Origin of the sequence: Candidatus Palauibacter australiensis, assembly GCA_026705295.1 — a bacterium.
GTDB lineage: Bacteria > Gemmatimonadota > Gemmatimonadetes > Palauibacterales > Palauibacteraceae > Palauibacter > Palauibacter australiensis.
This window is the reverse complement of record JAPPBA010000149.1, coordinates 1-23,415: the sequence shown is the minus strand read 5'-3', so window position 1 is coordinate 23,415 and position 23,415 is coordinate 1. Positions and strand designations below refer to the sequence as shown.

Annotated in this window: 19 protein-coding genes; 10 read left to right on the top strand and 9 right to left on the bottom strand. The window is 69.9% G+C overall.

The genetic code is table 11. The features are described from left to right. Positions 1–37 precede the first annotated feature (37 nt). Positions 38–586, bottom strand: a complete 549-nt coding sequence (locus OXN85_12430) for a DUF192 domain-containing protein (protein ID MCY3600764.1) — start codon at positions 584–586, stop codon at positions 38–40. A gap of 144 nt (positions 587–730) precedes the next feature. Between OXN85_12430 and OXN85_12425 the strand changes: the two genes are divergently transcribed. Genes OXN85_12425 through OXN85_12410 form a run of 4 tightly spaced genes read left to right on the top strand, consistent with a single transcriptional unit; the run spans position 731 to position 3,249 of the window. Continuing rightward, entirely contained in the window at positions 731–1,465 is a 735-nt protein-coding gene (locus OXN85_12425) for a hypothetical protein (protein MCY3600763.1), read from the top strand. 48 nt (positions 1,466–1,513) lie between these two features. Continuing rightward, a complete protein-coding gene (locus OXN85_12420; GenBank protein ID MCY3600762.1) occupies positions 1,514–2,014 on the top strand; it encodes a Fur family transcriptional regulator in 501 nt (166 codons plus the stop codon). A 27-nt stretch (positions 2,015–2,041) separates the two neighbouring features. Then, the gene (pyrE, locus tag OXN85_12415) at positions 2,042–2,611 is read left to right on the top strand and encodes an orotate phosphoribosyltransferase (GenBank protein MCY3600761.1); all 570 of its coding nucleotides are present in this window, start codon (positions 2,042–2,044) and stop codon (positions 2,609–2,611) included. A 41-nt stretch (positions 2,612–2,652) separates the two neighbouring features. After that, positions 2,653–3,249 carry an iron-sulfur cluster assembly accessory protein gene (locus tag OXN85_12410; protein MCY3600760.1) on the top strand — a complete coding sequence of 199 codons (597 nt, stop codon included), beginning with the start codon at positions 2,653–2,655 and terminating at the stop codon, positions 3,247–3,249. Between the two features lie 30 nt (positions 3,250–3,279). Here OXN85_12410 and OXN85_12405 read toward each other — a convergent pair whose 3' ends face one another. The 4 genes from OXN85_12405 to OXN85_12390 form a co-directional block, all read right to left on the bottom strand. Next, entirely contained in the window at positions 3,280–3,630 is a 351-nt protein-coding gene (locus tag OXN85_12405; GenBank protein ID MCY3600759.1) for a phage holin family protein, read from the bottom strand. A 43-nt stretch (positions 3,631–3,673) separates the two neighbouring features. Beyond that, on the bottom strand, positions 3,674–6,835 hold the full coding sequence (locus OXN85_12400) for a BamA/TamA family outer membrane protein (GenBank protein MCY3600758.1): 3,162 nt from the start codon (positions 6,833–6,835) through the stop codon (positions 3,674–3,676). A 211-nt stretch (positions 6,836–7,046) separates the two neighbouring features. Further along, positions 7,047–7,676: a septal ring lytic transglycosylase RlpA family protein gene (locus OXN85_12395; protein MCY3600757.1), complete on the bottom strand. Its 630-nt coding sequence runs from the start codon at positions 7,674–7,676 to the stop codon at positions 7,047–7,049. Between the two features lie 23 nt (positions 7,677–7,699). Beyond that, positions 7,700–9,046 carry a DUF839 domain-containing protein gene (locus tag OXN85_12390; GenBank protein MCY3600756.1) on the bottom strand — a complete coding sequence of 449 codons (1,347 nt, stop codon included), beginning with the start codon at positions 9,044–9,046 and terminating at the stop codon, positions 7,700–7,702. Positions 9,047–9,291: 245 nt separating this feature from the next. On the opposite strand from OXN85_12390, the gene OXN85_12385 reads away from it, so the two are divergent. Further along, entirely contained in the window at positions 9,292–10,077 is a 786-nt protein-coding gene (locus tag OXN85_12385; GenBank protein MCY3600755.1) for a hypothetical protein, read from the top strand. 80 nt (positions 10,078–10,157) lie between these two features. Beyond that, positions 10,158–12,875: a TonB-dependent receptor gene (locus OXN85_12380; GenBank protein MCY3600754.1), complete on the top strand. Its 2,718-nt coding sequence runs from the start codon at positions 10,158–10,160 to the stop codon at positions 12,873–12,875. 13 nt (positions 12,876–12,888) lie between these two features. Here the strand turns inward: OXN85_12380 and OXN85_12375 are convergent, their stop codons facing one another. Both OXN85_12375 and OXN85_12370 read right to left on the bottom strand, forming a co-directional pair. Continuing rightward, on the bottom strand, positions 12,889–14,097 hold the full coding sequence (locus OXN85_12375; protein ID MCY3600753.1) for a hypothetical protein: 1,209 nt from the start codon (positions 14,095–14,097) through the stop codon (positions 12,889–12,891). Between the two features lie 41 nt (positions 14,098–14,138). Further along, entirely contained in the window at positions 14,139–15,335 is a 1,197-nt protein-coding gene (locus OXN85_12370) for a hypothetical protein (protein MCY3600752.1), read from the bottom strand. A 169-nt stretch (positions 15,336–15,504) separates the two neighbouring features. Here OXN85_12370 and OXN85_12365 point away from each other — a divergent pair, with 169 nt between their 5' ends. The 4 genes from OXN85_12365 to OXN85_12350 all read left to right on the top strand — a co-directional run bounded on the left by OXN85_12365 (position 15,505) and on the right by OXN85_12350 (position 20,496). Beyond that, complete coding sequence (locus OXN85_12365) at positions 15,505–16,944, top strand: HupE/UreJ family protein (GenBank protein MCY3600751.1); 1,440 nt, start codon at positions 15,505–15,507, stop codon at positions 16,942–16,944. A 187-nt stretch (positions 16,945–17,131) separates the two neighbouring features. After that, positions 17,132–18,178, top strand: coding sequence for a peptidyl-alpha-hydroxyglycine alpha-amidating lyase family protein (locus OXN85_12360; GenBank protein MCY3600750.1), 1,047 nt, complete (start codon positions 17,132–17,134; stop codon positions 18,176–18,178). A 68-nt stretch (positions 18,179–18,246) separates the two neighbouring features. Next, on the top strand, positions 18,247–18,927 hold the full coding sequence (locus OXN85_12355) for a hypothetical protein (GenBank protein ID MCY3600749.1): 681 nt from the start codon (positions 18,247–18,249) through the stop codon (positions 18,925–18,927). A gap of 33 nt (positions 18,928–18,960) precedes the next feature. Continuing rightward, positions 18,961–20,496: a tryptophan 7-halogenase gene (locus OXN85_12350; protein MCY3600748.1), complete on the top strand. Its 1,536-nt coding sequence runs from the start codon at positions 18,961–18,963 to the stop codon at positions 20,494–20,496. Between the two features lie 56 nt (positions 20,497–20,552). On the opposite strand, the gene OXN85_12345 is transcribed toward OXN85_12350, so the two are convergent. Both OXN85_12345 and OXN85_12340 read right to left on the bottom strand, forming a co-directional pair. Then, positions 20,553–22,073 carry a Fic family protein gene (locus tag OXN85_12345; protein ID MCY3600747.1) on the bottom strand — a complete coding sequence of 507 codons (1,521 nt, stop codon included), beginning with the start codon at positions 22,071–22,073 and terminating at the stop codon, positions 20,553–20,555. Between the two features lie 533 nt (positions 22,074–22,606). After that, on the bottom strand, positions 22,607–23,415 hold an 809-nt coding region (locus OXN85_12340), incomplete at its 5' end, for a hypothetical protein (protein MCY3600746.1).

Below are 23,415 nucleotides of genomic sequence, written 5' to 3'. Positions count from 1 at the left end.
CTCCCCCATGGAGTCCTTCTCTATACGATGGTCCATGCTAGAACTCGATGAGGTCGCCGACGCGGATTCCGTTGGCCTCGAACCATCCCTGGTTCATCTCCAGCGCATACATGGCGGGCGCGGCCGAGTCGTGGGTCTCGGTCGTCTGCGGCTCCATCTGCTGGATGTCGACGATGCGGCCTTCGCGATCGATGTAGGCGATGTCGAGGGGTATGAGCGTGTTCTTCATCCAGAACCCCAGCGTGCGCTGCTCGGGATAGACGAACAGCATCCCCTGGTTCTCCTCCAGCGACTCCCGGTACATCAGTCCGCGCTGGCGCTCGTCGGCGTCGTCGGCGATCTCGACCCGGATCTCGATCCCGCCCACCCGGAGCGGAACCAGCTCCAGGGCCTGGGCGACGGCGCCCTCTCCCGTTTCGACACCCTGCCCGCCGTTTGCCGCGGCGTCGGTGTCGCGAACGCCCGCGTCCGCCGAACCGCACGCCGCCAGGACGGTCACAAGGACGGCCGGCAGGACGGTCGCCAGGACGGCCACAAGGGCCGCCGGCAGCCCGAATCCGGGCACTCTCCATCGTTTTCTCAGCATGTCAGATCATCGCCATCCGGGTCGACTCCGTTGCGGCTTCCCCTCCCGGAAAGAAAACTAGCAGGCGAGGTTGGGGTATGGAACGTGGGGTATGGAACGAGGTGGCGGGGTCGACGGGACGGGACCATGGGAAGGGGGAGCGGCATGATTCTTCCGGATGTCAGAGCTTCCTTCGGACGGGACGACGCGGCCCGACTCGTCTACCTGCTCACCCGCGAGGGCGAGGACCGGATCCGCCTCGAGACGCTGGTCTCGGAGCGGGGGATCGACGCACTGCTCGATCACCCGAAGGCACCCGGCGCGCTCGCCGCCGAACCGGGGATTTCGGCGCTTCCGCTGGCGCTCTTCTCCTACGTGGCGCTGCGTCACAGCCTGCTCGAGGGCGGCGTCGAGTCCCGGCTCATGGCCGACTACGTGACCTCGATCTTTCTCCGCTTCGCGAGGGAGGCCCGGGCTCACCGGATCGCTGAGTACGACGACTGCGAGTACCGCTATCTCGTCGACCTGATGGCCGAGATCGCCGAATCGGACGGCCGCCGCGGCTTTCTGCTCAGCGCGCATCTCGGCAACTTCTCGCTCTGGCTGTCGGGCCTGTTCCCGGACTGGATCTGCACGCGGGAGCGCCGGAGAGCGGGACCCGACCTCGGCTACTACGAAGCCATGGGCCAGACCGGCTTCTCGCTGGCCGCCGACGCCCCCTTCGCGCGCCGCCAGCAACTCGACGGCTGCTATCGCGACGCCGCGAAGGCCTTCACGGCCCTCCGCGTCGCGCTCAACCGCTTTTCGGACCGATACCTCACGCCCCGGCCGGCCTCCCCGGTCGATCGCCTGTTGAGGCAGGTCGTGGACGATTTCGAGGCGCGCTGGTTGCAGGCGTGACGAGGGCGCTTATCTTCTCAGCGCGTTGAGAACACGACCACCAGCACCATGACTACGGACACCCTCACCCCCCGACCGCCTCTCGGCTGCGCCGCCGTGATGCTCGGCCTCTTTCGGGCCGCGCTGCAGGAGCATCATCTGCCCGTCACTCATCAGCGGGAAGCGATCTCGCGAGTCCTGTTCGAGTCGGGGCGGCGCCTGTCGGCGGACGAGATCGTGGAGCGCCTGCGGGACGACGGCGAGCGTGCGGGGAAAGCGACGGTCTACCGGACCCTGAGCCTCCTGGTTCGCGTCGGCCTCGCGACGGAGCACGACTTCGACGAGGGGTTCAAGCGATACGAGGCGCAGGTGGGCCCGGCGCAGCAGGACCACCTGATCTGCACGGCGTGCGGAGACGTGGTCCAGTTCCAGCGCGATGAACTCAACCGCCTCCAGACGGAGGTCGCCAGGCAGTCGGGTTTCCAGGTACTGAGACGTCAACTCAAGCTGTACGGGCTCTGTGCCCGCTGCCACGCCGAATCCGGCCAGGCGATTCGCCAGGTCAGCTAGTTCGGCACAGAACACCAGGAGGTTCCGCTGAGTTCCGCCCATACGAGACTTCTGAACCTGCTCGCCGAGCGCTCGTTCCGGCTCGGGGATTTCGTGCTCGCCTCCGGCGCCCGGAGCGATTATTACATCGACTGCCGGACCTCGACCATGCATGCGCAGGGCCAGGTGCTGATGGGCGAGGTCGGTCTCGCGGCCATCCGGGACGCCGGACTGCGGCCGGATGCGGTCGGCGGCCTCACGATGGGCGCGGATCCGCTGGCCTACGCCATCGCCGCCGCCAGTTGGCGCGCGGGGGATCCGATCCACGCGTTCTCGGTTCGCAAGCGCGCCAAGCGGCACGGCAAGGGCCAGTTGATCGAGGGCTGCTTCGAGCCCGGCGCGCGGGTCGTCGTCGTGGAGGACGTGATCACGACCGGCGGCTCCGCCTTCCAGGCGGTCGAGGCGGTGAATCGCGCGCGCGGCGAGGTACTCGGGGTGCTTGGCCTCGTGGACCGCGAGGAGGGGGGGAAAGCCACGCTGGAGGGGGCGGGTCTGCGGACCATGGTCCTCTATACGGCGAGCGACCTGAGGGCGGCCGTGGCCGCGGGGGCGACCTGAGGGCGGCCGTGGCCGCCAAGACCGCCAAGGAGAGAGAGAACGTGTCCGACAAGGATCTTTTGACATTCACCGACGCCGCGAGCGAGCGGATCCGATCGTTCATCAGCGAGGACCCCGCGGAAGGCCTCGCGGTACGCGTCAGCGTTCAGAACGCGAGCCCCATCGCGCCGGAGTACGAGATGGCGCTCATCGAACCCTTCGAGCGGGAAGCCGAGGACCAGTCGTTCGACGTCCCCGGCTTCGAGGTCGTCGTCGATTCGAAGAGCGCGGACATCCTCGCCGGAACCCGCATCGACTGGGTGGAGTCGCTCCAGGGCTCGGGCTTTCATTTCAACAACCCCAACATCCAGCCGCTCGGCTCCGCGCCGCTGGACGGGCCCCTCGTCGACCGCGTGCGCCGCGTCATCGACGAGCAGATCAACCCGGGAGTGGCGTCGCATGGCGGCACCGTGCGCCTGGTCGACATCCGCGACAACGTCGTCTACGTGACGATGGGGGGCGGCTGCCAGGGCTGCGGCATGGCCTCCGTGACGCTCACGCAGGGGATCAAGCAGATGATCCGGGACGCGGCACCGGAGATCGTCGACGTGCAGGACGTGACCGACCACGCCGCCGGCAGCAATCCCTACTACGCCTAGCTGCCCGCCGACGTCCGGCGCCGTCGTCGGCTACTTCTTCTTGCGCGGCTTGAGGAAGACGTGCAGTACCGTCGCGACGATCGACATGACGAGCGCGCCGCCGACGGCCGTGACGAGGCCGGCGAGTTCGAACCCCGGGATCAGTGACGCCGCCAGGTAGAACATCAGGCCGTTGAGGACGAAGTAGAACAGTCCCAGCGTCAGGACCGTGATCGGAAAGGTCACGAGACGCAGAACCGGCCGGACGGTCGCGTTGATGAGGCCGATCGCGAGCGCCCCTCCGATGAGCGCTTCCGGGCTGTCGACCCGGACCCCGGCGAGGAGCCATGCGGTCGCGTAGAGCGCCGCCGCATTGACCAGCCAACTCCGGATCAGGCCCATGAATCGCCGCCCGCGGCGGCCGCGGCGTTCGCGATCCCCGCCGTCAGAAGCCGGGCGTCAGGTTGAACTGCCAGATCCAGCCCTTTCCGGGACGATCGAAGGGCCGGACGAAGTTGATCTCCGCGATCATGAGGCCGAAGACGTTGACCCTCGTCAGGAAGCCGGCGCTCGACACCCAGGTCCGATCCTCGAACGAGCAGTTTGCATCCGGGCAGTTCAGGGGCGTCTCGCCCGACCACGCCTTGCCCATGTCATAGAAGAGGCCGACCTCGACCGGCGGTACGCCCGGGGCCCGGATCACCCCGATCCCGCCCAGGAGCGGAAGCCGCAGCTCCAGGTTGCCTACCGCCACGCGGTTGCCGATGAGGTTCCCGATGAGAGGGCAGTTGGAGAACGCGACCTGGCTCGCGACCGTGCACTCGGCGACATCAATGGACCGGTTGTCGTACCCGCGAACGAGGGATGGCACCCCGAGATAGAGTCGGCCCAGGCGCCGGTCGTCCGCCCCACCCCCCCAGCGCCCGAAGTGGAGGGCCCGTCCGGCCACCGTGAGCGGTCCGGCGCGGACGTATCGGCGGACGTCACCCGTCACCGTCAGGAAGTTCAGCGTTCCGACGGCCGGCTCCACCTCCAGACGGTAGCGCTGCCCGGCGATGGGGCTCGTGCCGCCGAAGATCGAACTGTCATACACGAGGGCGGCGCTTCCGCTCGCCGTGTACAGCGACTCAAAGGCGCAGGGCTGACGGTTGAACGACAGCGGTTCTCCCTCGCAGTCCTGGAGATCCGTTACCTGGTTGGTCAACGGCTGACCGGTGAAGAAGTCGAAGGCGATCTCCTCGATCTCACCGGAGAAGTCGATCTGCCGTGCCGAGGCGGAGAATTCGATCCTCGAGTTCCGGTTGAAGGGATAGGCGACGATCCCGGTCAGCTCCCGGTTGATCTCGAACCAGCGGAAGTCCTGAATGACGTTCACGGGCCTGTTCCCGACCTGAACCTGATGGAACCCGATCTGCCGCGTGACGAACGGCACCTGCCCCCCGATGAAGGCCCAGTTCCAGCGACTGGACCGGTTCTCGTAACCTGCCAGGGCCGCCGTGCCCTGAAGCAGATCCCCGAAGCTCGTGTTGACCTGGAGGATGGTCTGGAGCGTGCGGTTTCCGAGCAGGTCCGAGAAAAACAGCGCCGCGCCGCCCGCGAAGAAGACCCCGAAGTCGCTCGCCCCGAAGGCGATCGTGGGCTGCGAGATGAAATCGAGGGACAGCGGGGACCGGAACTCGGCGTCCTCGAAGGTGATCGTGTCGGCCAGGCCGAGGCGGGCGTTGGCGAGCAGATCCGCGTGGGCGGTCGACATCCGTTCCCGCGGCGGGATGATCGAGGCGTCGACGCCCACGAGCATCTCCGGCGCCGGCACCCCGGCCAGGACGTCCGGGTCGTCGATCACGTAGATCTCGTAGCTGAACGGCCCGCCCTTGTTCACGCTGAAGGCGACGTCGCCCGTGGCGCGGGCCACGGACACGGCCGGGCTGATGGCCGTGAGCCCGCTCACGCCGGTCCACAGGTCGGTGACCAGGTACCGCTCCCGCGTCTCGAGGTCGAGCCGGTAGAGATTGGCGATCCCGTCGTGGTCCGATACGAAGTACAGGCTCCGGCCGTCCGGGGACCACTGCGGATTGTAGTTTCGGAACTGGTCGTCGAAGCCCGGAAGCGGCTCGATCTCCCCGCTTTCGAGATCCAGCAGCGCGACCTGGTAGGTTCCCGGGACGAGCAACTCCAGGTCGGTCGTGAAGCGGTCCGTCGCGAACGCCACCGACCGGCCATCGGGCGACCACGCGGGCTGGAGGTCGGCGAACGGGTCCTCCGTGAGCCGCCTCAGCTGCCCGGTCTCGACGTTGATCACGTACAGGTCGGTGAACCCGGCGGAGTGGCCGCTGAACGCGATGTGCGACCCGTCCGGCGACCAGCTCGGCGTGAAGATCGCGCCCAACTGAAACCCCTCGACCGGGATCTCATCGACGATGTTTCCGCTCTCCGCCTCCATGATCGTGAGCAGGGGATTGCCCGTCTTGATGCCGGCGACCGCGAAGAGCCGGCCGTTCGGGTGCCAGTCCCCCGCCGAGTGGATGAACTGGAGGCTCTCGAAGTGCGGGTCGACCGCGTTGTTCGTGAGGCGGCGCTTCACTTCTCCGGTGCGCGCGTCGGCCCCGAACATCTCGATGGAGAAGAGGTCGCTCTGCGAGACGTAGACCATGTCCAGGCCATTGGGACTCAGCGCCGGACCCAGGTGCAGCTTCCCCTCATCGGGCGGCTCGTAGACGACGCGGCGCCCGTAGTCGTCGGGGGAGCGCGTCTCCTCGCGCGCGTCCGCGAAATAGGTCTCGAGTTCGGTCTTCCAGCGGTCCGACAGCTCTCCGATCGGCACCTCGAGGACGGCTTCGATCGCCGCCAGCGCATTGCCGGTGCGTGCGGCGAGGTTGAGGATCCGGCCGATCCGGTCGTCTCCGAACGCGCCGCCGATGTAGGACCAGAAGGCGTGGCCGTAGCGGTACGGGAAGTACCGTCTGTCCGCGAGTTCCGGAATCGTCGGGAACCCGTCTTCCAGATCCAGGGCGTCCCGCATCCACATCGTCGTGAACGGGTCGATGGGTCCGATCGAGAGGTATTCGGCCATGCCTTCGATGAACCACAGCGGGAGCCGGATCGCCCCGGGCACGTCCAGCCCGGGGCCGCCCGTCCCCTGCCCCGTCATGTCGAACTGGAAGGCGTGCACGAGTTCGTGGCCGAGCAGGTGGTCGGTCTCGTGGATCGACACCATCATCGGCATCACGAGGCGCCGCTTCAGGATCTCGGTGAAGCCCTGCGTGCCTTCGTCGATGAACTGGCCGGAGGTGTTCGTCTGCTCGAAATCCGGATGGTCGGCGTAGAGGATGATCGGCTGTCGCTGACGGAACTCGTGATTGAGCACCCGGGAGAGGCGGGCGTACCAGCGCTCCGCCAGGCGGCCGACCATCTGCGCGCCGACCGCGCTCTCTTCGTAGTAGTAGATGTCGAAGTGCTGCGTCTTGAGCACTTCGAAGTCGAAGGACTCGTAGACGACCTTGTTCCGGCCGAAATACCGGCCGGCCTGCCCCTCGAGCGCGGCGGCGGCGGGACCCGAGAAGACCGCGAGAGCGGCAAGCGCGACGAGCGCGTGAGTTCTGCGAAGCATACATCCTCCACCAGGAGACCGCTGCTCTCGACCTGCCCGGGTTCCTGGACCCCGGGGGGCCGTGCCGTCACGCGGACGGCAAGCAGTCAGGGGGTGCCGAAAGTTACCCGAGGCACCCGACCTTCGCTATTCCGCACTAGCACGACTCAAGTGCGAGCGAGGTCACGGGCTAGCGGGCGGTCGGCCTCCCCCCGCCGCGGTCTGGCGACCGTCAGCAGCTGCGCATGAACCCGCCCAGCGTTTCGCGCGCGCGGCCGGCCGCCGGCCCATCCGCGAAGGGGCCGGCCACGACGCGGTACATGCTTTCGTACGGCTCGATCGAAGCTTCGAACCCCGCCCGCGTAACCTCCTGCCGCTTGGCGTCGGCGTTCCGGCGCTCCCGAAAGGAGGCGACCTGGACGACGACGCAGCCGCCGCGCGCGGAGACCGGGGTCGCCGTCCCGAGGACGGTGATCCGGACGCGCGCCGTACCGGGCCCGATCATCTCGAGCTCCCTCGCCGCCCCCCGCGACAGGTCCAGGATGCGGCCGGGCACGAAGGGGCCGCGGTCGGTCACGTCGAGGTCGATGGAGCGCCCGTTGTCGAGGTTGTCCACGCGGAGCCGTGTCCCGAACGGGATCGTCCGGTGGGCGGCGGAGATGGCATCCATGTCGTAAGTGTTGCCGGCCGCCGTGGTCCGGCCGTGAAACGGCTCCCCGTACCACGAGGCGATGCCGGTCTGCGTCCAGCCGACGGCGTAGAGCGACGGGTCGGCGGACGGTGTCGGGTCGGTGGAGGGCGTCGTCGCGAGGGGCACGGACCACACGCAGGCCTGGCCGGAGAGGGCGGCGGCGAGCGCCACGCCCAGCGCGGCCCCGCGCCGGCTCAGAGCGGCCCCCGCTCCCAGGGTCCCCAGATGGCGAACGTCTGGCCGAGATTGCCCGGGCCCATCGAGATCGTGTCTCCCTGGATGTTGATGAACAGCGTCCGGCCGTCGGGACTGAAGCACGCGCCCGCGAACTCGCGCACGTTCAGGAGATTCCGGGCGAAGGGGAAGATCTCCCCCGCGGGCGACAACCCCCGGAGGTGCGTCTCGCCCGAGTTGTCCTCGCAGATGAGGATCCCGCCGCGGGGACTCACCGTGAGGTTGTCCGGACCGGAGAGTACATCCTCGGAGGGCGACTCGAAGACGAGCGCGAGCGCCTCTTCGTCCGGCACGTAGCGCCAGACCTGGCCCAGGTGGGCGTCGCCCCCGTTCGTCGCGTGGAAGTAGATGCTCCGGTCCGCGTGCCAGCAGCCTTCGAGCCGGGAGAACCGGGCCCCGCCCGCCTCGAATCCCTCCATCCACACCGCGGTCGAGTTGCGCTCGGCCTCGGGGGGGTCGGGGTTCTCGATCGGCACCCATTCGACCTCGCGCCACTCGCCCGGCCGCTGGCCGGTGCGGAGATCCACCTGCGGCGCCCCCCGCACGGCGAGCATCTCCAGCACGCCTCCATCCCGCAGAACGCCGGGAGTATGCGGCCGAAAGCGATAGAACCCGGAGCGGCGGTTGTAATCCTCGGTCTCGTAGACGAACCCGGTCGCGGGATCCACCGCGACGGCCTCGTGCGTGAACCGTCCCATGTCCCGTATCGGCTCGGCCCGGACCGCTTCGTCCGCGTCGGCGGGGACCTCGAACACGTACCCGTGCGGCACGGTCCAGCCGCGCCCCGGTCCGAAGGTCGTTTCCTCGCACGTCAGCCAACTGCGCCACGGGGTCGTCCCCCCGGCGCAGTTGATCATCGTCCCGCCCGCGCTCACGAAATCGCGCACGAGGACCGAACGCCCATCCGCCTCGATCCGGACCTCCAGCGTCGTCGTGCCGCCGCCCGCGAGGGGATCGTACGCCAGTTCGGGGGACACGAGCGGGACCGCGACGCCGGGCGGGTCCTGGTCTTCATGGTTTCGCACCAGGCGGACGACGTCGTCGCTCACCGGAAAGAGCCCCATTCCGTCGTGCGCGCGGGGCGTAGGCCGGCCATCGGACATCGGACGGCCCTCCACGCTGAGCAGGACGTAGGAAAACCCTTCGGGCAGGGCGAGTTCCGGACCCGCGGGGCGCAGGGGCCCATATCCGGCGGATCCGCGAGCCGTCCCGGGCGTGGACCCGGCTGCCTGCCGGGCACGCGCCGCGAGACCTGCGAGCGAAGGCGCGAGCGCGGCGGTTCCCGCCCAGCGTCCGGCGCGGCGCACGAAGTCTCGTCTGTCGATCTTGCTCAGCGGTTCCTCCGTAAGACCCGGGGCGGCACCCACGGCATGGTGCGGGGTATCATAAGCGACCGGGGTTGTCGGCATCCGGACCGCCCCTGACTAAACGCGAATCGGACGCGGAGTATCCTAAAAGGTTGGTGGATCGCCCGCACTGCGGCATCCAGCCGCGTCAGTCCGGCATTCCCGTGCTACAGCCGAGAGAACCATCGGAGAGGAGAAGGATCGACATGCGGCACTTGCTCTTGCGCCTTCCGGGGCCCGTCCTGTTTCTCGTCGTCGCGAACACCGCGGCGGCCCAGTCGTTCGGCGACTTCTGTCCCGACGGCGACGAAGCGACGGAAGCGGCCGTCGTGGGCTACCTGACGGACCCCGAAGCGCAGACGATCGTTCCCGGCGGGACCGTCGCCGCCAGTTGGGTTCAGGACAATGCCAGGCAGCGCATCGAAGTCCAGACCAACCTGGAAGGCCTCTACATCATGTGCGGACTGCCGAAGGACCTGGAGGTCTCGCTGCGGGCTCTCGTCGGAGACCGGCGCGGCGAGGCCGTCCCCTACACGACGGCGGCGCCGCTCGCACAGCAGGATCTGTTCATCTCGCTGACCGGGGAGCCCGAGGCCAGGGAGGAAGTCGGATCGCTCGCGGGTGGGGGCAGCGGGGGATCCGGGCGGGCGTTCAGCTCCGAGATCATTCGCGCCGAAGATCTTCTCAACCTGCCCGAAATGAGCGTGTACGACCTGCTGCGACGGCACCAGCTCCTGAGGTTCGAGCGGATGAGCGGTGCGGGGGAGGTGATCCTCCTCATTTCCGCGACCTCGAGCGCCCGCGCCGGCTCGATGCAGGCGGTGCAGTTGAGGATCAACGAGCGGCGGGAGCCGGACACGATCGGGGCGATCCGGGATCTGTCGATCGATGAAGTGGGCCGGATCGAGATTCTGACGCGGACCGAGGCATCCGCCCGCTACGGAGGTGACGGCTTCGTGGGCGCGATCTCGATCACGCTGCGGAACCGCTAGCGCGGGTGGGTGGGGGGCGCCGCCGCCCGGGTCGGAGGCCGCAGGTTCGCGCTCGGCGCGAGCGCGTGTGAACATGCGGGATGACCGACAGGCCGATCCCAACCGCGAGGATACGTAGCCGTAGCTTCGCTTCGGCGGTTTGCGCGGGGGCGTGCGCCCTCGCCGGCGCCGCCACGTACTCCGCCGCCGCGCCCCGGGTCGCCGAGGCGCAGACCGGACAGGCGGAGCGCGCACTCCCGGACACCCTCGCCGGGGCCAACCACGAGCGGGGGACGGCGGCCGTCCAAGTTCTTTCGCGGGCGGAGATGCTAGAGGCCGGACAGGCGGAACTCGCCTCGGCCCTCGGCGAACTCCTGCCGTCCGCCTACTTCCCGCGCCGACAGGTCACGGATCTGACGTCGGGCGTTCGGCCCTTCCACCTGCGGGGGCTGTCGCCGGACCACACGCTCGTCCTCCTGAACGGGAAGCGCCGCCACGCCACGGCGGTCGTGCACACGCTGGGCGCCGGCGCCTTTCCGGGCGCGAGCGGCGTGGACATGAACGCCTTCCCGCTGCAGGCGATCGACCGGGTGGAGGTCGCGCGCGACGGAGGCACGACGCGGCACGGCGCCGACGCGATCGCCGGGGTCATCGACCTGCGCCTCCGGAACGCGGTCTCGGCGCCGGAGTTCATCGCCTCCGTCGGCCACCACTTCCCGGACGAATGGGATGACGACGGGCTTCGCTACGACTTCTCGGGGCACTGGGGACTCGGCGTCGGCCGCGGCGGCGTCCTGAACCTCACGGGCGCGTTCAGCCAGCGGGAACCGACGAACCGCGCGGGGGCCGACGGCCGCGACCAGGTCCTCCCGGGGGACGCGGACTTCGTCGACCGGGGCCTCGTCATCCGCAAGCACAACGAGGTGGGGCAGCCGAACCACCTGTGGGGAGACGGCGAGTCCTCGAACGTCATGGTGTTCGCCAACTTCGAACTCCCCCTCGCGGCGGCGGGCGACCGCCCCGGCGGCGCCGAACTTTACGCCGTCGGAGGCTACAGCCGGCGACGGGACCGGCACGCGGGCTTTTTCGTGCGCTCGATGGACGACCGCAACTGGCCGGGGATCCATCCGCTCGGCTTTCTGCCGAGCTTCGACGCCGACACCCGCGACGTGTCTCTCGTCACCGGCTTCCGGCGCCGCGCGGGGGGCGGCTCAGAGGGCGGCTTCGAGGACGGCTCCGAGGCAGACGCGGAGGACGGCTCCGAGGCAGACGCGGAGGCCGGCTGGAGCTGGGACCTGAGCGCCCAGTACGGCTCGAACCGGATCGACAACGACCTGTTCGACACGCTCAACCCGTCGCTCGGACCCTGCCTCGAAGCGGCGTGCGCGCCCGGCGCGGACGGGATCCCGGGGACCGCGGACGACCCGGGGATTCCGAACCGGACCCGGTTCTCCACGGGCGCGCTCGAGAACCACCAGTTCCTCGCGAACGCGGACGTGGGGCGGCGAATCGAGACGGGACTCGGCGCCGGGCCGGTACGCGTCGCGCTCGGGGGGACGTTCCGCCTCGACGGGTACCGGATCCTGGCGGGGGAACCCGCGTCGAGGGTCGACGGCTTCCACCCGACCCAGAGCGGCGGCGTGGCGGCGGCGGGCTCTCAACGCTTCACCGGCTTCCGGCCGGAGGAGGCCGGGACCTGGACCCGGTCGAGTTTCAGCCTCCACGGCGACGTCGAGGCGCCTCTCCTGCGGCCGCTCCTGCTCTCCGCGACGGGACGCTACGAACGCTTCAGCGATATCGGCAGGGATATCGGCAGCGGTGTCGGCGGCTCGCTGACCGGCAAATTCGGGCTGCGCCTGGCCCTCTCCGGGGCCGCCGCCTTCCGGGCGAGCGTGTCCACGGGATTCCGGCCGCCCGCGCTGAGCCAGTCGCGCTACGGACACGTCACGGCGGGGCGCCGCGCGGATCCGGACGAGCCGGGCGCGATCGCCCCGTTCGAGGCGGGCACGTACCCGGTGGACGCACCGGAAGCCGAGGCGGTCGGCGCGTCGCCGCTCCGGGGGGAGACGTCGCGCTCCGCCAGCGCGGGGTTCGAGCTCGCGCCGGCCGACGGTTTGCGCTTCACGATCGACGGCTACGCGACGGAGGTCGAGGACGCCATCCTCCTCTCCAGCCCGTTGGCGAGAGGCGCGAGCGGCCTGATCGATCACCTGCTGGCGGGTTTCGCCGCGGAATCGGTCCGTTTCTTCTCCAACGCGATCGATCTGCGGTCGTACGGCATCGATGCGGCGCTCACATGGGGACGGCGGCTCGGGGACGCCTCACGCCTCGAATTCGGCGCCTCCGCGGGCTGGGGCCAGGTGCGCGCGCGCTGCCCGGAGGACGACATCGCGGCCTGCGCGAAGGAGAACGAGGCGCTGCGGGACGAATCGTTCCGGATCTACCACGGGTTCGACGTCTACTTCCTCGAGGAGGGGCGGCCGGACTGGCGCGGCAGGTTCACGACGAGCTTCACGAGCGGCGCGTTCGAGGCGAGCCTCGGGGCGAACGTCTACGGGGCGCAGGAAGAACTGCGCGCGCTCGGCTCCGGAGAGCACCCGCACAGGATCCGGCTCCTCGAGCCGAAAGTCACCTTCGATGCGGGAGTCCACGTTGACGTGGCGGGAGGGTGGCGGCTCACGGTCGGCGGCGAGAACCTCTTCGACGCCTTCCCGGCGCGGGTGGACGCGTTCGGCGGGATCTTCCCCTACCGCTCGTTCTCGGCGATGGGGTTCAACGGCCGCTACCTGTACGCGCGCCTACAGGCGGCGGCCTTCTAGCTCGCCCTGCGCCCTACGGCCCGCTCGGCCACGGCGGGCCCTGTTCGGCCGGCACGCGGCCCATGCCCATGAACACGAACTTCTGGATCCGCTTCCCCGCGTACGTTTCGGTCGTGTAGACGTTGCCCCGCGAGTCCGTCGCGATGCTGTGTACGCCGATGAACTGCCCCGGCTGCCGGCCGCCGTCGCCGAAGCTGGTCAGCACCTCGAGCGAGGCCCGGTCCATGACGTAGACGCGGTGGTTCGATCCGTCGGCGACGTACATGTACCGCTGCTCGGGATCGCGCGAGAAGGCGAGGTCCCAGGTCGAGCCGGCGCCCAGCGTCCGGGGCGCGACGAACGCCTCATCCACGTACGTCCCGTCCCGCTGGAAGACCTGGATCCGGTCGCTGGCGCGGTCGCAGACGTAGATCAGACCGTCGAGGGAGGGCTGCGCGCAGTGTACCGGAGTCCGGAACTGCTGCGAGGGGGGCGCGTCCGGGTCGTAGAGGGGCGGCGGGGTGTCGTCGGGCGCGTTGCCGTAGGCGCCCCAGTAGCGCTTGAAGGCGCCGGTCGAAGCGTCGAGCACGGCCACGCGCCGGCCGCCGTAGCCGTCCGCGACGTAGGCTTCGTTGGCCTCCGCGTCGAAGCCGACCTCCGCCACCCGGTTGAAGCGCGTCTCGCTGTGGCTGTCGGGCTCCATCCCCACCTGCGGCTGCCCGTAGGAAGCGAGGAACTCGCCGTCGCGCGAGAACTTGAGGATGTGCGAGTCGCTCGCCCCGTTGCCGCCGATCCACACGTTGTCCATGTGGTCGATCGTGATCCCGTGGTTCGACTCGGGCCACACGTAGTCGTCGGAAGGGCCTCCCCACGAGTTCACGAGGTTGCCCTCCGGATCGAACTCGAGCACTTCGGGCGCGGGGTTGCAGCACTCCGAGGTCGGCGGATCGGCCGCGGCGCCCAGTTCGGTGCCGGGGTCGATGGAGGCGCGCCGGTGGATGATGAACACGTGGTCGCGGGAGTCGACGCCGACGCCGATCGTGGAGCCGAGCAGCCAGTGTTCCGGCAGCGGCTTGGGCCAGAACGGATCCACCTCGAACATCGGCGCCTCGACGCCCTGTCCCGCGTCGGCCGAGCCCGCGGCCGCCGAGCCCGCGTCATCCATCGCCGCCTGCCCGCACGCGAGCGCGATGACGACGCCGACCCCGGCGCCGCCGATGAGGATTCGCCGCTTCCCGTTCATGGCTGTACCTCCTCGCCGGTCCTTCCGTCTACTGGTCGCCTCTACTGGTCACCACGCGGCCAGGGCGGTCCCTGGTGCTCGGCCGGCACCGGGCCCATGCCCATGTACACGAACTTCTGGACGCGCTTCCCCTCGTAGGTTTCCGTCGTGTAGATGTTGCCGTCCGAGTCCGTCGCGATGCTGTGGACGGCGAAGAACTGGCCGGGCTGACGGCCGCCGTCGCCGAAGCTGGTCAGGATCTCGAGCGAGGCGCGGTCCATGATGTAGACCCGCATGTTCTTGCCGTCGGCGACGTACATGTACTTCTGGTCCGCGTCGCGCGAGAAGGCGATGTCCCACGTCGACCCGTCGCCCAGCGTGCGCGGCGCGATCCGTACCTCGTCCACGTAGGTGCCGTCCGTCTGGAAGACCTGGATGCGGTCGTTGGGACGGTCGCACACGTACACGAGACCATCGAGCGACGGCTCGGCGCAGTGCACGGGCGTGCGGAACTGCTGGATGAGCGGCGCGTCCGGGTCGTAGGGCGGCGTGCGCGCGTCGTCGGGCGCGTTGCCGTAGGCGCCCCAGTAGCGCTTGAAGGCGCCGGTCGAGGCGTCCAGCACGGCGACGCGGCGGCCGCCGTAGCCGTCCGCGAGGTAGGCCTCGTTGGCCCCCGCGTCGAAGGCGAGCTTGGCGACCCGGTTGAAGCGCGTCTCGCTGTGGCTGTCGGGCTCCGGTCCCGCCTCCGGCTCGCCGTACGAGGCGAGGAACTCGCCATCGCGCGAGAACTTGAGGATGTGCGTGTCGTTCGGCCCGTTCCCGCCGATCCACAGGTTGTCCATGTGGTCGACGGTGATCCCGTGGTTCGAGCCGGGCCACACGTAGTCCTCGGAGGGGCCGCCCCAGGCGTTGACGAGGTTCCCTTCGGGATCGAATTCGAGCACGGGGGGCGCCGCGCGGCAGCATTCGCCGATCGGCGGGTCGGCGTCGGCTCCGCCCTCGGTGCGCTCGGTGAGGTTGCCCCGGTGCACGATGAAGACGTGGTCGCGCGAGTCGACGCCCACGCCGATCGCCGAGCCGAGCACCCAGTGGTCCGGCAGCGGTTTCGGCCAGAACGGGTCCACCTCGAACATCGGCGCCTCGACACCCTGTCCCTCGCTCGCCTGGGCCCCGTCGTCCATGGCCGCCTGGCCGCAGGCCAGCGCGAGGGCGATGCCCGCGACCACGCCGAAGATGAGGGTTCGCCGCTTTCCGTTCATGGCTGTCTCTCCTTGCGGATCCTGAATGGAGCCTGAGTCGCTCCCGCGTCGCCCGATCCCGACGTTTGCCGATCGATTCACGCTACCGATGCCGTCCGCGTTCGTCCAGAGATCGGCCGGGGTCGACGGCGCGCGCCGTCCGCGCCATCGTGACGGGATGAAACACGGGATGAAACGAAGTGACACACGCCGTCCAAGCCGGCGCACGGCGACGCTGATGGGGTGTGTGCTCGCGCTCTACGGTCTGACGAGTCTGGCCGGGGCGGCGCGGGCGGCGCCGGATCGCCCGGCCGAGCGGGCGGCGCCGGATCGGGCGGCCGGGGCGATCCCCGCCGTGCCGCACGAGATTCCGGCGGACGTCACGGTGCAGGCCTTCGTCACGCCGGAGGGGTCCCGCCTCCGATTCCTCGTGCGGGCGCCGCTCGAGGCGATGCGGGACATCGAGTTCCCCCAGTACGGACTCGGGTACCTGGACCTCGAGGCGGCGGACCCGTTCCTCCGCGACGCGGCGCAACTCTGGCTCGCCGACTACGTGGCGTTCTACGAGGAGGACCGGCGCCTGGAAGCGCCGCGCATCGTGGCGACCCGCGTCTCCCTTCCCTCGGACCGGTCCTTCGCCAGCTACGAGACGGCGCTGGCCCACTTCGACGACCCGCCGCTCGACCCCGGGCTCCAACTTCCGTGGCGGCAGGCGCTGCTCGACGTACTGCTGGAGTACGATATCGAGTCGGACGAGTCGCGCTTCTCGATCGACCCCGGCTTCGCGCACCTCGGCCTGCGCACGGTCACGGTGCTGCGCCTGCGGCCGCCGGACCGGCCGGAGCGTGCCTTCCAGTATGTCGGCGACCCTGGGCTCGTGCGGCTCGACCCCCGCTGGCACCAGGCGGCGCTGCGCTTCGTGTCGCTCGGCTTCACGCACATCCTCGACGGGATCGACCACCTGCTTTTCCTCCTCTGTCTCGTCATCCCGCTGCGGACGCTGTGGGGCCTGGTTCCCGTCATCACCTCCTTCACGATCGCGCACTCGATCACCCTCATCGCCTCCGCCTTCGGGATCGCGCCGCGCGCGCTCTGGTTCCCGCCGCTGATCGAGACCCTCATCGCGCTCTCGATCGTCTACATGGCGCTCGAGAACATCGTCGGGGCAAAACCCCGGAAGCGCTGGCTGCTCGCGTTCGGGTTCGGGCTCGTGCACGGGTTCGGCTTCTCGTTCGCGCTCAGCGAGTCGCTGCAGTTCGCGGGCGGACACCTGCTCGCCTCCCTGCTCGCGTTCAACGTGGGCGTGGAGCTCGGACAACTCGTCGTCGTCGCGGTCGCCGTGCCGGTGGTCGAGGTGCTGTTCCGCAAGGTGGTCGCGGAGCGGATCGGGACGATCATCGGGTCGGCGCTGCTGGCGCACACGGGCTGGCACTGGATGACGGACCGGGGCTCGGACCTGCTGGCCTACCGCTTCGCGTGGCCCGCCTTCGACGGAGCGCTGGCCGCGGCGCTCATGCGCTGGGGTGCGCTGGCGCTGATCGTCGTGGGCGCGGCGTGGGCGATCAGCGGACCCTTCGGACGCCTGGCGGCGAAAGCGAAAGGGGGCGGCCGGACCGCGCTGGCGGAGTAGCCCCTTCCAGAGCGCCCCGCTGCACCGCGCTGCACCCCGGTGCGCCCCGGTGCGCCGCCTGTCCGTCTTACCCGCCATACCCGTCTTGCCCGCCTTGCCCGTCTTGCCCGTCGCGCCCCATCGTTTTTGGTGCGACACGATTGCGACAACGATGCGGATGGCGCGGACCGGAAGGACGGGAGGACGGATGCGACGGATACAAGGCACCAGGCGAATCGGACTCGGCGCGGTACTCGTGCTTACGGCGTTCGCTTCGGGCGCCGGCGTGGGCCCCGGCGCGCTCGCGGCGCAGTTGACGGCGCCCAACCCGTACAGGGCCATGGACGGCTGGGGGGAGCTTCCCGACGGACGCTCGTGGGGCGCGACCAGCGCCGTCTACCCGGCCCCCGACGGCGAGCACATCTGGGTGGGCGAGCGCTGCGGCGCGAACCTGTGCGTCGAGAGCGACGTCGACCCGATCCTGCTCTTCGACACCGAGGGGAACGTCGTGCGCAGCTTCGGCTCGGGACTCATCGCGTGGCCTCACGGGATGTTCGTCGAGGAGGACGGCAGCGTGTGGGTGGCCGACGCCGTGGGATACGCGCCGGTGCCGGAGGGCTGGGGACACGTGGTCTACAAGTTCAGCCCCGAGGGTGAGGTCCTGATGGTGCTGGGCGAGAAGGGCGTGGCGGGGGACGGCCCGCACCACTTCAACAAGCCGTCGGACATCCTCATCGCGCCCGACGGCAGCATCTTCGTGGCGGACGGGCACGACGCGGGCGGCAACAACCGCATCGTGAAGTTCGCGCCCGATGGCACCTTCCTCATGGAGTGGGGGCGCGCGGGCACGGCGAACGGGGAGTTCCGCGACCCGCACGCGCTCGCCATGGACTCGCAGGGCCGCCTCTTCGTCGGCGACCGCGGCAACAGCCGCGTCCAGGTCTTCGACCAGGAGGGGAACCACCTCGAGACGTGGCACCAGTTCGGCCGTCCGAGCGGGCTGTTCATCGACGAGGAGGATGTCCTCTACTCGACGGACTCCGAGTCGAACGCGCGCCGCAACAAGGGGTGGCTCCGCGGCATCTATATCGGCGACGCGGCCACCGGCTGGGTGACGACGTTCATCCCGGATCCGGAGCCCAACCAGGATGCGTCCGGCACGAGCGGCGCCGAGGGGATCGCGGTCGACGCGCACGGCAACCTCTACGGGGCCGAGGTCGGACCCCGACAGATGAGAAAATACATCCGGCGTTAGCGAGGGGCGTTAGCGGAGACGGCAGCAAACAGCACGGGAGTCGGGCAGCACCAGCACGGGAGTCGAAGATGAGACGCACGATCGGTTGCATGGCCCTTCTGTTCGCGTTCGGCGCGAGCGGGGCGACGGCGCAGGACGAGAGCATCAGCTTCTTCATCACCAGTTCGAATCCGGGGGACGGCGCGGATCTCGGCGGTCTCGAGGGCGCGGACGCGTACTGCGAGACGCTGGCCGAGGCGGCGGGACTGCCCGACCGCATGTGGCGGGCCTACCTCAGCACGACGGGCGCGGGCGGCGTGCACGCGCGCGACCGGATCGGCGACGGGCCATGGTTCAACCACGCGGGCACGATGATCGCCCGGGATGTCGAGCACCTGCACAGCAACGGCCCGAACCTGACCAAGGCGACGATCCTCACGGAGAACGGCAATGAGGTGAACGGGCGGGGCGACCAGCCGAACCAGCACGACATCCTCACCGGGACGCTGATGAACGGCATGGCCTCGGGCGCGGACGGCGACACGACGTGCAGCAACTGGACGTCGAGCGGCGAGGGCAGCGCGCTCGTCGGGCACCACGACCGCACGGGCGGCGGACAGAACCCGACCTCGTGGAACGAGGCGCACGGGTCGCGGGGCTGCAGCCTCGATGACCTGCGCGGGACGGGCGGCGACGGGCGCTTCTACTGCTTCGCCATGGACGGACCGGGCGGCGCGGGCGCGTTCGCGCTGCGCCCGCGGGCGAACTGAGCCCGCCTGGCGAACACGTTCTTTGATGTCCTGATCGTCGGCGGCGGGCCGGCGGGCTGCGCCGCCGCGGCGTCGCTGGCGCGGCGCGGGCACGATGTCGCGCTGATCACGCGGCCCGCCCCGCCGGCGAAGTGGCTCGCCGAATCCATCCCCGGCTCGGCGCGCAAGCTCCTCGAACGCGTGGGAGCGCTGGACGCCCTGGACGCGGCGGGCCTCGTGCGGAACGAGGGCAACACCGTGTGGTGGGCCGGCGAGCCGCGGCGCGACGAACGGTTCGGGGCGCCCGAACGCGGCTTCCATGCGGAGCGGGCGGCGCTGGAGGCCGCCTTCCACGGGGTGGCGCGCGAGGCCGGTGCCCGCCTGGTGGCGGACGGGCCGGTGGTGGAAACGGCCGTCGAGCCCGATGGCTGGCGCGTGGCCACGTCGGCCGCCCGCTACCGGGGGCGCTGGGTGCTCGACGCCTCCGGCCGGGCCGGGGTGCTCGCCCGGCGCGGGCTCCGCACGCGCGAACGCGGCATCGCCACGCTCGCGCTCGTCGGCCGCTGGACCCCGGACCGCGGCCACGCTCCGCCGGACCCCGGCTGTACGCTGATCGAGAGCTATCGGGACGGGTGGGCCTGGTCGGTGCCGACGTCGCCGCGTACCCGCTGCGTCACGGCGATGGTCGACCCGCGCCGCACGCACCTGGCGCGCGAACGGGGCCTCGACGGCATGTGGCGCGCCGAACTGGCCAAGGCGGCGCGGCTCGGCCGGCGCCTCGAAGGGGGCCGGCTGCAAGGACCCGTGCGGGCATGTCCCGCGTCGCTCTACGGCGCGACCCTGCACGGCCGGCCGGGCCTGCTCCTCGTCGGCGACGCCGGCTCCTTCATCGACCCCCTCTCCTCGTACGGCGTCAAGAAGGCGCTCGCCTCGGCCTGGCTCGCCGCGATCGTGACGCACACGGGGCTCGAGGACGACGCCATGGCCGGCCCCGCCTGCGAGTTGTACGACGACCGCGAACGCGAGGTGTACCGCACCTACCGGGCGCTGTCCGTCCCCTTCCTGGAGCAGGCCGCCGCCGCGAACGACCATCCCTTCTGGGACGCCCGGCTCGACGCCGCGCGCACGGCGGGGGGCGGCATCCGGGAACCCGCCGCGGAGTCTGGAGCGTCCGGCGCGTCCGGCGCGTCCGGCATGCTGGAACCGGGCGAGCGCTCGCTCGCGGAGGACCGGGCCGAGGCGTTCCTCGGAAGCGCGGAGGTGCGGGCGGCGTACGAGACCATCCGCGCGCGCCCCGCCGTGCGCCTCCGCCCGGCCGCCGGGCTCGAAATCATCTCGGGGCCCGCCGTGGCCGGGGACCGGATCGCCCTCGAACCCCACCTCGTCTCCGAGCGGCTGCCGGCCGGCGCGCGCTACGTGCGCAACGTCGATCTCCGGCTGCTCGTCGAGGTGGCGCCGACGCTGGACCAGGTCCCCGACATCTACGAGGCCTACAACCGGCGCGCCGACCCGGCGCCGCTCCCCGACTTCCTCGCCGCCCTCGCCCTCACCGTCGGAGCCGGCTTCCTCGACCTCACGAACGACGGCTGAGCCCAGGCTTCAGCCCTCCGCAGCAGCCTCCACCAAGCGCCACAGCGGGCTCGCCTTCATCCGTTAGCAGGGCCACGCGCGTCGGACGTCACGACGGGCATGCGCAGCCGCTTGCCCTCGCCGTCGGCTTCATCGGGATCCAGGAAGGCGTGGCACGCTTCCAGCTCCCGTTGCGTCTCCGGGAGCGAGGTCCAGCCGACGGCCAGGGTCCAGCGCTGGGCGTAGTCGAGCATGCCGATCAGAGGCTCGGGCCGGCGGTCCGTGCGGGACAGCGCGCGGAGCGCGGCGAGGTAGTTGTTTCGGAAGACGGTCGGGATGACGATTCGCTCCTCGCCGGCCGTCACGAGTTCCGCGTTCATCATGACACGCGCAACGCGTCCATTGCCGTCCGCGAAGGGATGCACCTCGGCCACGAGGAACATCATGTACACCGCCCGCTCGAAGGGCGACTCGAGGCTTTGATACAGAGAGAAACCCTGCTCCAGCGTGCCTGATACCAGATCGGGGAGGACGAAGTGGGTGCCGCCGGCCTTGTTTGGAGCGTCCTTGAACTCGCCGGGGCGCGTTTCCGGACGTCCCGCCATGATCTGGCGGTGGCGGTACCGCAAGAGACTCGTAAGCTCCGCTGGATCTCGCGGGGTGCGAGCCATCTCCTGCGGGTTGGAGACGAGGCGCCACGTTCCGACCACATCGCGAGCGTCCGCGGGTCGACGCTGTGGGATCTCGCCCTCAAAGACGATTCGCACGGCCTCCTCGACCAGAAACTCGGTGCCCTCGACGAAGTTCGAGAAGTATGCCTCGAAGAACGCCAGCGTGTCGCGGCCCTGCGCATCCCGGTCGGGTGCGGATCGTACGCGCGGGGGGCGGTCGCGGAGCGCGCGATGCAGCTTATGAAACAAATCCATGCGGTCGGGGTCGTAGGCGTTTCCCCGGCTGCGGGCCCGCGCAAGCGGTGAGTCGAGTTCACTTCGGCGGGTGCCGAGGAGGGTGCCAATGAGGGTGTCGAGACGGGCCGCCTCCTTCTCCAGACCGAGTTCGGCGGCCACGGCGCGGGCATCGTCTCGCAGTTGTTTGACGGCCGATTCGCCGGAGCCACGAATGAGGCGATCAAGCGTTTCTTCGATCTGAGCTTGGGGGAGTGTGCGCGGCAAACGGCCGCCCCGAGTTCGGGAGGGGCGCAGGTTCTGCAGATACGCCCGGGTCCTCGAACTGAGGTATAATCCTTCGACGAAGGGCATATCGGACGTGATCGGCCCGGAGCCACGTCTCGGACGGAGCACGATGCCGGGCAACTCGATCGTCCTGCCACGCGCGCTGACGAGGCATACGGAGCCGTCGGGCGCCGGGCCGACTTCGATGGCCGTGCGGTCGGCGACCAGCGCGCCGGGAAAGTACCCGGCGACGATCGTCCACAGGTTGCGTCTCACGATCCGCTCGGGCGCGTCGTCCAGGTTCTTCGTGTAGAGGCGCGACGCGAGCTTGCGCAGCGTCCCGGCCTTCACGGCCCGCGACACGTCGGCGCTGATCGCCGTATGCGACACGAAGGCTTCGGGCAGTTCGTCCAGCGTGCGGTTCATCGAATTTTCTTGGGATAACGCCAGGAGAATCACGCAAAACGCAAATTATCTTAACATAAGAAGCCCGAAATGCGAAAAAAGTGAACTTAGCCACGGAGTGGACGGCGAGCATGCGGCCCTGTGCGAGAGGTGGCGCTGACGCTCGACCAGGTCCCCGACATCTACGAGGCCTACAACCGGCGCGCTGACCCGGCGCCCCTCCCCGACTTCCTCGCCGCCCTCGCCCTCACCGTCGGGAGCCGGCTTCCAGGACCTCACGCACGACGCGTAAACGGGGCGGCCCCACTAGATGGAAGTCGGGCTCTACGACGACTTGAAGACCAGCATCCCCAAGATGACGCGGTCCCGGTACGCGACTCCGGCGCTGGACTGGTTGAACGGGAGGTGTTCTGAACCCCTTTTGTAGGCCACATTTTAGCCATAAATGAGCGACAATCGAGCTTGATGCGCACGCATGAGCGACAAGCGCGACGGCCAGCGGAGCGCGAACCTAACGCGGATCAAGTGATCGGATAGCTGACACCCGGCACGGCCTACGGGATCATCGTGCCTTGGGGGGCGGGTTCGGCCCCGTACGAGGTGCCGAGGCCGAGTTGGGCTCCGAGGGTGAAGCGGGGGCCTGTGGGGGAGTGGTTGAGGGTGGCGGACCAGTTGAGGAGGCGGTCGCCGGGGATGCGGAGGCCGTAGTTGCCTCGGATGTCGAGCGCCCAGGGGTCGCGGGTGTTCGCGGCCGGGTCGCCGGCGTTCATGGCCGGGTCGCCGTCGGCGGTCGCGGACGGTGCGGGGGCGTAACGGCTGTAGATCTGCTCCTGCCAGAGGGCGTCTCCGCTGGCGACGACGTCGCCCCAGCGGGGGGACATGGAGAGGGACAGGCCCTCGCCGCCAAGGTTGCCGAGGCTGAGGGTGAGGCCGAGGCCGCGCTCCTCGTAGCCGGCCACGGAGTGGACGGCGAGCATGCGGCCCTGCGCGTCGATGCGCAGGAATCCGGCGCGGGCCCTGAGGCCGCCTGCGAGTTCGAGACCGGTGCCGGGCTGGCCGGCGCCGGCGTCGCGCCTCGCGTGGGCCTCGCCGAACGGGGCGATCGTGAGCCCGCCGAGCCGGATCTGCTGGGACAGGTCGACGCCGAAGCGCACCTGGTTCACGGCCGCGGTCTGGCCGTCGAGGGTCTCCGTGCCGGCGTCGGTGGCGAGTTCGGCCCAGCCGGCGTCGGTCCGCAGCCCGAGTTCGAACCCGCCGCCCGAGGCGAGCCGCTGGCGCAGTTCGACGAGGCCGAGGCGCAGTCCGAGTCCGCTGGTTTCGGTGCGGCCGGAGTCGCGCACGTTGTCCGCGTCGCCCCAGCCGG